Annotated in this window: 11 protein-coding genes; 7 read left to right on the plus strand and 4 right to left on the minus strand. The window is 34.4% G+C overall.

The features are described 5' to 3' along the window. On the minus strand, window positions 1–215 hold a 215-nt coding region (locus BIZ36_RS20155), incomplete at its 3' end, for a 5'/3'-nucleotidase SurE (protein WP_222937491.1). A 155-nt stretch (window positions 216–370) separates the two neighbouring features. On the opposite strand from BIZ36_RS20155, the gene BIZ36_RS20160 reads away from it, so the two are divergent. Together BIZ36_RS20160 and BIZ36_RS20165 are read left to right on the plus strand one after the other, a co-directional pair. Then, on the plus strand, window positions 371–1,282 hold the full coding sequence (locus BIZ36_RS20160) for a diacylglycerol/lipid kinase family protein (protein ID WP_187459664.1): 912 nt from the start codon (window positions 371–373) through the stop codon (window positions 1,280–1,282). Window positions 1,283–2,268: 986 nt separating this feature from the next. Continuing rightward, window positions 2,269–2,802 (plus strand): hypothetical protein, encoded by a 534-nt coding sequence (locus tag BIZ36_RS20165; RefSeq protein WP_187459665.1) that lies wholly within the window; start codon window positions 2,269–2,271, stop codon window positions 2,800–2,802. 188 nt (window positions 2,803–2,990) lie between these two features. On the opposite strand, the gene BIZ36_RS20170 is transcribed toward BIZ36_RS20165, so the two are convergent. Next, window positions 2,991–3,248: a SemiSWEET family sugar transporter gene (locus BIZ36_RS20170; protein WP_187459666.1), complete on the minus strand. Its 258-nt coding sequence runs from the start codon at window positions 3,246–3,248 to the stop codon at window positions 2,991–2,993. Window positions 3,249–3,634: 386 nt separating this feature from the next. Between BIZ36_RS20170 and BIZ36_RS20175 the strand changes: the two genes are divergently transcribed. The 4 genes from BIZ36_RS20175 (at window position 3,635) to BIZ36_RS21210 (ending at window position 8,082) form a co-directional block, all read left to right on the plus strand. Next, window positions 3,635–4,075 (plus strand): hypothetical protein, encoded by a 441-nt coding sequence (locus BIZ36_RS20175; RefSeq protein WP_187459667.1) that lies wholly within the window; start codon window positions 3,635–3,637, stop codon window positions 4,073–4,075. 146 nt (window positions 4,076–4,221) lie between these two features. Next, on the plus strand, window positions 4,222–4,995 hold the full coding sequence (ku, locus tag BIZ36_RS20180; RefSeq protein ID WP_121848586.1) for a non-homologous end joining protein Ku: 774 nt from the start codon (window positions 4,222–4,224) through the stop codon (window positions 4,993–4,995). Window positions 4,996–4,998: 3 nt separating this feature from the next. Next, on the plus strand, window positions 4,999–7,434 hold the full coding sequence (gene ligD / locus BIZ36_RS20185; RefSeq protein ID WP_187459668.1) for a DNA ligase D: 2,436 nt from the start codon (window positions 4,999–5,001) through the stop codon (window positions 7,432–7,434). A 408-nt stretch (window positions 7,435–7,842) separates the two neighbouring features. Beyond that, entirely contained in the window at window positions 7,843–8,082 is a 240-nt protein-coding gene (locus BIZ36_RS21210) for a DUF305 domain-containing protein (protein ID WP_286175029.1), read from the plus strand. Here BIZ36_RS21210 and BIZ36_RS20195 read toward each other — a convergent pair. After that, window positions 8,079–8,669 carry a hypothetical protein gene (locus tag BIZ36_RS20195; protein WP_187459670.1) on the minus strand — a complete coding sequence of 197 codons (591 nt, stop codon included), beginning with the start codon at window positions 8,667–8,669 and terminating at the stop codon, window positions 8,079–8,081. The genes BIZ36_RS21210 and BIZ36_RS20195 overlap by 4 nt on opposite strands. 186 nt (window positions 8,670–8,855) lie before the next feature. On the opposite strand from BIZ36_RS20195, the gene BIZ36_RS20200 reads away from it, so the two are divergent. Next, complete coding sequence (locus BIZ36_RS20200) at window positions 8,856–9,713, plus strand: SDR family oxidoreductase (RefSeq protein ID WP_187459671.1); 858 nt, start codon at window positions 8,856–8,858, stop codon at window positions 9,711–9,713. A 102-nt stretch (window positions 9,714–9,815) separates the two neighbouring features. Here the strand turns inward: BIZ36_RS20200 and BIZ36_RS20205 are convergent, their stop codons facing one another. Further along, entirely contained in the window at window positions 9,816–10,244 is a 429-nt protein-coding gene (locus BIZ36_RS20205; protein ID WP_187459672.1) for a response regulator, read from the minus strand. Between the last annotated feature and the right edge of the window lie 132 nt (window positions 10,245–10,376).

The following is a 10,376-nucleotide window of genomic DNA, read 5'->3' on the forward strand; positions in this document are numbered from 1 at the left end:
GGTGTGCCCGCGACTCGGTAAGCCTCAATACCTTCAAAATGGATTGGAGATTTTTTATAAGTAATGGGTCGGCCAGAAGTAATGGCCTGTCCCATGGATGATTGTTCCACATCCGGAGCCATCACCAACACCTCGCCAAATTCAGCAGCTACCTGAGCAAGACTGAAGATTCCTGGACTGTAGATTCCATCATCATTTGTTACTAATATTTTCATTATATCGAATTTTTGCAATTGTAAAATACATAATATTAAAACCTTATGCTTCCATAAAATTGACTTGAAAGGAGAAATTTTTGTTTTAAATGAGGTAGTATTAAAAGCATAATAAACTGAAATTTATAGGGTAAAACATATAATGACAGCTCAAAATGAAGTATGCTCAAATTGTGCACAATCCTACTGCGGGCTGTGGATTGCACAACAAAAAATTCATTATAAATCTAATGATGTCCTATGATTATTCCGTAGCCTATATCTCTACAAAGGATGAGGATGCATGGAGGAAGTTTTCTCCTAAACCTGGTATTAAACTTTTCATAGCAGGCGGTGATGGTACAGTAACGAAAGTAATGAACAGAATTCTTGAAATTGAAAAAGATAAGAGACCCGAAATTGAAATATTGCCACTTGGTACCGCTAACAATATATATCATTCGCTGAGGCTAAATAGGTTGCAAGAGAGAAATAAGAATGATACCAATTTTGACTTTGGGATTATAAATGGACATGCTACAAAATTAAATTTTTTTGAAGGTATGGGTTTGGGGATCTTCCCGCATCTAATCCAAGAAATGCAGAAAGCCCCAGAAAAATTTCATGCAACTAAGGACAAAATTAATTATGCCCTTCAATCTATGATCGATTTAGTCGGGAGGTTTGAGGGTGTTCAATTAAATATAGTGACAGATTCAGGTACATTCCAAGGAAACTTTATGTTAGTTGAAGTGATGAATATTCATTTTTTGGGCCCCCAAATACCAATTCCCTCCGAGGGAAATACAAGGGATGGATTTTTAGATTTATTGATGATCACCATTGATCACCGGAGTTTTTTTGTTGATTATTTAAAAAAATTACTAAATGGAAGTACCACTAAATCTGATTTAAGTCTTTTCTCGACTTTTTGTAAAGTTTCTAAAGTAAATATTTCCTTCGAGAATGAACTAATACATATAGATGATGAAATCTTCTATTCAGAGTCAAGACAAAATTTGGAGTTAAAGCTTGAGAATAAAGGGCTCAAAGTCTTCCCCACGGACTTAGAGGAATTTAGATGTTGATACGAGTTAAACATATCACGGGGAGTATTTATTTAGTGAACTTTTCTTAGACTGAATTGATCAATTATTTAGTAATATCAGGCCTTAACCCAGTTTACATGAACTTTAAAGTTGTAGATGATTAATCGCTAGGCAGCCGTTTCTCCTTTTTCAAACGTTCCACCTGGTATAGAAAATTAACTTAAGAAATGATTCTAAAACATTTCGCTAGGAAACATGTAAAACCTTAAAAGATAATTTTCTGATTATTTGAATTAATCGGTTATTGAGGTGCAATGTAAATTTAATCTTATAATACTGTCGTTTCGATGGATTTAGATTTAAAGGATAAGATTCGAGTTGTGGTCGTTAGTAATTCGATTTTAGAACAGTTGATTCATCATACTTACATGGAGCTCAGTTCCTCGAAAATCAAGTCATTTTTTCTAAAATCGTTGAATGAATTAAAATTGCACAACAGAGAACTTAAAGCAATTATCGAGAGCCTTTTGGGAAGAGATTTTTACTTAAATATACCAAGTACTGATAGGGACCATAAAACTTATCACGCCAAACAATCCGAAAAAATAATCTCCGATTGCCTCAATTATTGCTTGGAAAATTTGGATAATTATATAGCTTTAATCGAAAGCCCTAACCTCCCGATTGCTCTATCAATTTTAATAAAAAATCGAATTTTGACCTTACGTAAGAATATAAATATTCTTGAAGTGTTGCATGAATACAGTGAATTATGTTAAACAATAGCGAAAACAATGAGTGAAATACCAAACGGGGATGACCCAATACTAGCAAATTCTGTTACCCTGCCAGAAAAGGCATTGTTATATTCTAATACAATAAATTATCTCGGCGCAAAAGTAGGTCGTATTTGGACTCTTAAAGAAAAATAGATTTTAGAATAAAATAATCTTAGTAAGCTGTTAATTATCACTATGTTGAAAGGGCGGTACGGTTAGGAGTACCGCTCTTTAAATCAAAATGTCATGTATATTTCAACATCAACCAAGAAGGCTATATGGGGAGGAGTCTTTGCAATATTATTCTTATTGAGTGGAACTTTTTTATTAGGTAAGCTGAGCGGGTATGAGGCAAAAGTTTTAATCAAGAATTCTCTCTCAGGACTTAATGTATTATGCAATACAATCGTCCTGGCCTCGGCTAGTATACTGGCCTTACTTTTAACTTTATTGGGACTTAGCTCTACCAGTAATTCAAAGCTAAAAAAGGATCATTATTTGCATGTGATGCAAATTGCTCAGCTTGATACGGTAATATTTATTGTTTCTTTACTTTCTTTTTTGATTTTTAATTTGCCTATAACCGAGTCAGATAGCATACCGCCGGAGTGGTTTACCATCATTTACTACATAACATTAGGTGTAAGTGCCATATTGAGTGGTGCACTCATCGTGGTAGTTCTCATGCTTAAAAATACGGTTGTAAATATTATTAAAATCGTTGGACTCGGAATGCAAGACCACCCTTTGGCAATGAACGATGACGAAAAAGATAGTTGAAGTTCGCAATGATTTTTTCAATATCGCATTAGCTGAATTCCCGTTAACATGGCCCTATTTCATTTAAACTTACTGAGTGTATTCATGCTGTCCAAAGTGTTATTCTCTGTCTATTAATACTAGTAGATGAAATTTGGGAGCACTTAAATGAATTTAAATTATAGAGGACCGAACTAGGGTCATTTTAATTACTTTATATCTCTATATTTAATAATTAAAAGGAGCATAATTGCATTAAATAAAGTACTTATTCCATTCGTAATTATTATCGGTAGGTCATGCTTTAAAAAACCATACCAAGTCCATAGGCTAACACCAATTATCAATATTATAAACATGAAGGGCGAAACATCTTTTACTCCTTTATTTTTTATGGCCCGAACAATTTGAGGAATCGCAGCAATGGTTGTGAAGATTCCTGCCATAATACCGATGGTTTCCGTCATCCTAAAAAATTTTAGTAGTGCCCATCAGTTTAAGACATTAAGGTCATTGAAATAATAATTAATATTATAAGGGCTATAATGCTCATAATTATCAGATTTTGTTTTTTTGGACTATTGAATAAGGCCATGATTATAATTTTCTTTTAAATGTAAAAGGCTTGACATTAGCTAGGTAATCGTATCCGTAGAAATATTGACTTTGGCGATTATGTTAATTAATTACAGTAAATTACCAATGCCCTATCTAGCACGTGCAAAATATTCCCTATGAGTCATAAAAAGAATTTTTAGTAATTTGATATTTTCTAAATCAATTTAATACTCAATAGGAATAATTCTTTATTATCAACATCTTTATTTTCGTATTGCATAATTCATAATATCTTATGGAATTGACTGTTACTCTGTTAGCGGCAATTACTGGTACCGCTATTATGACTCTTTATAGCCAACTCCTTGAAGTCTTAGTGGGGTTGAAGCTTAATGAAGCTCATCTTCTTAATCGGCTTTTTTCAAATACCCACGATGGGAATACATCGCTAAATGATAATAATTATAGGGGATGGTTAATTCATTTTCTAATAGGTTTTTTCATGTCACTCGGACTTCATTTCTTATATCTATGCCAAACATTGCCAAAGACGTTATTAATGGGAGGTATCTTTGGATTATTGGCAGGTTTAATCGGTGTGGTAGGGTGGTGTGCCATGATAAGCTCTTATGGCAAACCTAAGGGCACTAAGCTTTCAACGTTTTATATGCAGCTGATCGGTGCCCATGTGGTATTTGGGTTGGTAAACTATTCCATCTTTTCAATGTTTTCTTAGTCATTTTGACCGGATTAAAATTGTCTCTTTTTGAATTCATTACAGAGTTATTTTAGAATTATATTTCAATCGAATACTAAGAGTAATAGTGAACACTACTTTTTAGGGTATAAAAAAATTTAAATTCTTCATTTAATCTAATTTCCATGAGATCAATTTGGAATGGCTCTATAAATTTTGGTCTAGTTACCATACCAATTAAGCTTTATTCGGGGTCGGAAGAGCGTGCCTTGGAGCTCGATATGTTAGATAGCCATGATGGTTCTCGTATTCGTTACAAACGCATTAATGAGAAAACTGGTAAAGAAGTCGAATGGAAAGATATTGTAAAAGGATATAAGAAGAATGATAAGTACATTATTCTAGAAAAGGAAGATTTTGAGAATGCCAATATGAAAAAAAGTAAAACTATTGATATTGAGCAATTTGTATTGGAAAATGAAGTGGCAGATGTCCTATTTAAAAAACCATATTTTATTCAGCCTCAAAAAGGAGGTGAGAAGGCATATGCCTTGTTAAGGAAAGCATTGAAGGATAAGAAAAAGCTAGGTGTGGCAACATTCGTTATGAGGCAGAAGGAACATCTCTCTCTAATTGGTAATTACAAAGATGCATTGGTTCTTCATGTAATCCGATTTGAAGATGAGATTAGAAATACTGATGAACTCGATTTACCACAATTAAAAGTAAGTAAGAAAGAGCTAGATATGGCACATTCATTAATAGAACAGTATACTGAGAAATTCGATTTTAAGAAGTTTAAGGATGTGTATAATGAGCAACTTTTAAAGATAATTGAATCGAAAGCTAAAGGTTCTCAAATAAAACGGGAAACTTTCGAGTCGAAGCCTACTGAAGCCAAAGACTTAATGGCACAACTTAAAGCTAGTTTGGAAAAAAGAAAGAAAAAGGCATCCTAGACTGTGAGCTTAGACGAATATAATAGTAAACGAGAATTTTCAACAACTTCGGAACCCGTTGGTAAAATTTCCCCAATTGCCGGTAATAATCGATTTGTTATACAAAGACATTCTTCTAGAAAATTACACTATGATTTAAGGTTAGAAATAGACGGTGTTCTGAAGAGTTGGGCCATTCCGAAAGGTCCTTCTTTGAATCCTGCTGATAAACGATTAGCGGTGCGGACGGAAGACCATCCGGTCTCGTATCTGAATTTTGAGGGTACTATTCCCAAAGGGAATTACGGTGCTGGAGAAATGGAGATTTGGGATTTTGGAATCTACACGGTAGATGGAATGAACAACGTCTCTGAAATTTCAATTTCCCTTAAACAAGGAAATTTAAAATTGTTCTTTAATGGGCAAAATATTAAGGGAAATTATTCATTGGTTCGAACCGGATGGAAATCTGGGAAAGAACAATGGCTTATGATTAAAAAAAAGGATGAATTTGCCGTTAATGGTTTATATGATGCCGAGTCCTTTACAGATGGTACGGAAAACTTTACTTATCCCAAGAATCTAAGGCCAGGATTAATTCTTTCTCCCATGCTAGCAACTGTTAGAGATAAGGTTTTTAATGACCCCAACTGGATTTATGAATTAAAATGGGATGGTTATAGATTAATAGCCCATATTTCCGATAAGGGTGTTTTGTTGCAGTCCAGAAATGGCGTTAGCTATAATAGCAAATTTCCGGTTCTGGTTGATGAGCTTAAATCTCTGAATAATGATGTAATACTGGATGGGGAGGTTGTTATTCTAAATGAACAAGGGATTTCTCAATTCGGAGAACTGCATAACTACCCTGATTCCGGCGGTATCTTGAGATATTATGTATTTGATATGATTTATTTAAATGGTCATAGTATGCTCAATCTGCCTTTATTGGATCGAAAAAGTTTAATTCCAAATGTATTAGAAGACTTATCCATTACCAGATTTTGCGACCATATTGAAGGTATGGGTACGACATTGTTGGAGATGGCTAAAAAATCAAGAATGGAGGGTATAATCGCAAAGGAAATTCACTCCCACTATGCGATAGGCACAAGATCGGAGAACTGGTTGAAAATTAAGTTAAGTAACAGTATTGACGCTATCATATGTGGGTATGTTGTTGCTGATCAAGGAGAGACATTTAGTTCCATAATACTTGGGACAAAAGAGGCTAATGGAAATCTTATTTACATAGGTAATTGCGGTGTGGGCTTTGGAAGTGATCTGAAATATGATTTGAAAAGAATTATGTCTTCGTTTGAAACATTAAATTCGCCATTTAAAAGCTCCATAAAATTAAAGGGAAAAAAAGTGATTTGGCTTCGTCCCAAGTTGGTTTGCGAAGTCAATTTTAGAGAAAAGACAAAAAACAACCTTTTGAGACAACCCGTCTTTAAAAGAGTGGTGAATTGGGAAGAGCCCGTTATAGATTCAATTGATCACGATAACTCTTTAATAACTCGGGATGAACGAATTCCAAGAGGAGGCAGTATTAAAGAGTACGTGGATGTTGATGGATTCAAAGTACCTATTTCAAATTTGGACAAAATACTTTGGAAGGAATCCAAAAAAAGTAAATACCATCTAATAGATTACTATTTAAGTATCTCCGATTATATAATTCCATACCTAAAGGATAGGCCTCAAAGTTTACATAGATTTCCCGAAGGAATTGAAAATGAAGGCTTTTATCAGAAGGACGTTGATTTCTTACCCGAATGGGCTGAAAGCTTGAATATCTATTCGAAATCAAGTGATAGGGAAATTAATTATCTGCTTTGTCAAAATGCAGCGACATTACTTTACATGGCTAACTTAGGGTGCATCGAGATAAATCCTTGGAATTCCAGAAAATATAGTCTAGAAAAACCCGATTATGCCATTATTGATTTAGACCCTCCAGTAGCCAAATCATTCAGCGACATTATTATAGTTACTAAAGTTTTGGCTGAGTTATTGAATGAATTACAACTAAAATCATATTATAAACTATCTGGTTCTAAAGGAATTCATGTGTATATTCCAATGGGGGCGGAATATACCTATGAGGAGGTACGTGATTTTATTAAACTGATTTGTATAGTTGTTGAAAAGAGATTACCTGAATTAACTACTTTGCAACGTACCATCAAAAAAAGAAATGGGAAAATTTATTTGGATTATCTTCAGAACAGGCGGGGTCAAACAGTTGCTTCTACCTACTCTATTAGACCACTACCGAAGGCGCCAATTTCGACCCCTTTTCTGTTGGAAGAATTGGGACATATTGACAGTGCGCAATATTTTACCTTAAATGATATACAACAAAGGATTCTTGATGTGGGGGATGTCTTTAGCCCTGTGCTATTCGAAAAGTCTAATCTTGAGGATTCTTTGGGGGAATTAGAAAAATTACTGTAGCCAGTAAAGGTAGCTTTTCGAATATTTCAAGATGATAATTAATTTAATTGTTGCTTCTTTCCTTAGAGGTAAACAACCCCATTTTTAGGCAGTGTCTTCAAATTGAATTAAACTCTACCTTTTTTGAATCATTTAAAATATTATGTTTTCTCTAGATTTTTAGTCTTTCCACATAAAACAAGTACTATGAAGTTAGATAATTATTTAAATTTTTTGATGATGCTCGTGTGCTCTGGAATATCTATGTATGTCACTATGTATTTCAATACCTATGAACTTAGCCACGTGTTCTTTAGTTGGACACGCATGTACATGACAATAATTGGTGTTTCGGGAATGTCATTAATTATGTATTTCTTTATGAGAGATATGTATCCTTCTCGTCGGAAGAATAGCCTAATTGTAGGTTTGAGCCTATTAATCATGGGGCTAGCAACGTACCTAGTGCGCTATCAAAAACCGATTAATGATGTCAAATGGATGAAAGCGATGATTCCACATCATTCCATAGCCATTTTGACAAGTGAAAGGGCTAATATTACTGATCCGGAGGTCAAAAGATTGGCGGACGACATTATTGAAGCTCAACGAAAGGAAATTGCAGAAATGAAATCCATGATTGAGAGACTTGAAAAACGGGAACATTAAAATTCTAGAAGGGCTAAAGGTTTGTTTACTATGGTGGATAAATATTCCGGATAGCCCATCGACTGAAGTAATTTCAATTCGGAATCCTTTAATAAATTTTCAAGTATTTCGTCATTTTGATTATATTCTTTACTGGACCATTCCAACGCAATTGAATGAAATGTTTTTTCGTCAACACTTAAATTGGTAAGTTCTATCTGAAGCCCAATGGGCTTACTATCATCTTCTTTATAGGACATAATCTTATTGTGCTCATCCAAGAACACTAATTTCCTTTGCTTACGGACTTCATACCAATGCTCGGATGGACGAACATGTAAAGGGTTATCAATAGACCATTTTATCCATTTTTCTGCATATCCACTGTTAGAGCCTATTTTAATTCGCGATTTGGGTTCTGATGTCCGTTTTTTAATATCCAATTGCCCATCACGAATCTTAATATTCACTTCATTGCATGAAGTATAAAGATAAGTATCTAATCTCTCAGGTTCTTCAATTATAGAGCCTGCAAAAAGTCGATTAAAAGTGGTCTCTATCTTGTTAAATGGCTCCGTACTGAACCACCGAATTTCCCTAGTTTCCATGTTACGTAATAATTTAAGAACTTTCAAATTTCGTAAAGAGGCGTTACAATTTTTGATGCTATACAGGAATGTCTTGATTCAATCATTTTTCCAAATACCAATAATATAGCGTCAACAAATAACATAATAGCGTTAATCAAAGCTCATTACTAACATTAGTTTTAAATAAATCTAAAACTATGTACAATGGAGAATATAACTATAGAAAAAAGTGAACATCAGTCAGGTCAACCGGGTGTTGAGAAGCAAATGCATCCACAACCAGTGTCCATTCGTGAAGACTATAAGGGTTGTGGAAAATTAAAGGATAAGGTGGCCTTGATTACTGGAGGTGATAGCGGTATAGGCAAAAGTGTTGCTCTACATTTCGCGCGAGAGGGGGCGAAAGTAGCAATCGTTTATCTAAATGAATATACTGATGCGCATGCGACACAACAAGAAATTGAAGAGGAAGGAACAGAATGTCTTTTGATTCAAGGTGATATTAAAAGGAAAGAATTCTGTAATCAAGCAATTCAACAAACGTTGGAGCATTTTGGTTCAATCAATATCTTGGTCAACAATGCTGCCATGCAATTTCCCGAAAAAGATTTGCGCAATATATCAATCGACAATATGAAAACCACATTTGAGACTAACATCTATTCTTATTTTTATATGACTCAAGCGGTTCTCGAACATTTGAAAAGCGGGGATTCAATTATTAATACTACTTCAGTAACAGCTTATCGCGGATCTGAACATCTTATTGATTATGCCAGTACAAAAGGAGCGATAGTTTCATTTACCAGAAGTCTATCAACATCTTTGGCCGATAAAAATGTAAGGGTAAATGCGATAGCCCCAGGTCCAATTTGGACTCCTTTGATACCTGCAACCTTTGACGGCGACCAACTAGCCAATTTTGGTAAGGATGTGCCATTGGGCAGACCCGGTCAGCCAGCGGAAGTAGGACCAGCATATGTTTATTTGGCATCGAAAGATAGTAGTTACATGACTGGCCAAGTGTTACATATAAATGGCGGAGAGGTTATTGGAGGTTAATTTCTAAGATTTGAAGATATATAAGATTTGAAATCTTTTATATATGAGTTGAATACGTTGTTAACAGTACCAATAAAAAAATACTTTCTCATTTTTATGGTATTAGATTAAGATTTCGAAATGAGAGGATTCATTGGGTTGGGAGGATAGGGAGTGAATCGCTTTATAGATTAAATTCTTTAAGATAATATATGAGTTAGGTTTTTGAATGTAGCCATTTGCCCCATCTTCCCTTAACTGTCGCACTTCTCTTTCTTGAAATACCGATGAATAAACGACTATTTTAATATTCTTAAACTTGGTAAAATTTCTAATATCCAGTAAACAATCGAAACCATCCATGTATGGCATAAATAAGTCCAAAAATATTATGTGTGGTAAAGTTTTATTGGTAAATAAACAATCCATCAACTCTATACCATTTGAAAATTGTAGTATTTCGGTAGACAACGGCAATTCTGACAAGGCGTCAACGAAAAGCTCGCGGTCATCAAAATCGTCATCTGCCAAATACACTAAAATTTTATCCACCTTTGAGATTTAATTTTTAGCAGTTTGCTGCCAAGGGTAAATTAATAAAATCTTTTTATCTTGACTTCTTGAGATTTAATTTAAGACATTTCTTACAATTCTAAAAATCTTTATGAGAGTGCATCTGCATAT

It is taken from the genome of Cytophaga sp. FL35 (assembly GCF_014349235.1).
GTDB lineage: Bacteria > Bacteroidota > Bacteroidia > Flavobacteriales > Flavobacteriaceae > Euzebyella.

Excerpts from the sequence above, each read along its gene's own strand:
- ku (WP_121848586.1), top strand. The coding sequence starts at position 4,222 with ATGAGATCAATTTGGAATGGCTCTATAAATTTTGGTCTAGTTACCATA.
- BIZ36_RS20170 (WP_187459666.1), bottom strand. The coding sequence starts at position 3,248 with ATGACGGAAACCATCGGTATTATGGCAGGAATCTTCACAACCATTGCT.
- BIZ36_RS20200 (WP_187459671.1), top strand. The coding sequence starts at position 8,856 with ATGGAGAATATAACTATAGAAAAAAGTGAACATCAGTCAGGTCAACCG.
- BIZ36_RS20175 (WP_187459667.1), top strand. The coding sequence starts at position 3,635 with ATGGAATTGACTGTTACTCTGTTAGCGGCAATTACTGGTACCGCTATT.
- BIZ36_RS20160 (WP_187459664.1), top strand. The coding sequence starts at position 371 with ATGAAGTATGCTCAAATTGTGCACAATCCTACTGCGGGCTGTGGATTG.
- BIZ36_RS20195 (WP_187459670.1), bottom strand. The coding sequence starts at position 8,669 with ATGGAAACTAGGGAAATTCGGTGGTTCAGTACGGAGCCATTTAACAAG.
- BIZ36_RS20165 (WP_187459665.1), top strand. The coding sequence starts at position 2,269 with ATGTATATTTCAACATCAACCAAGAAGGCTATATGGGGAGGAGTCTTT.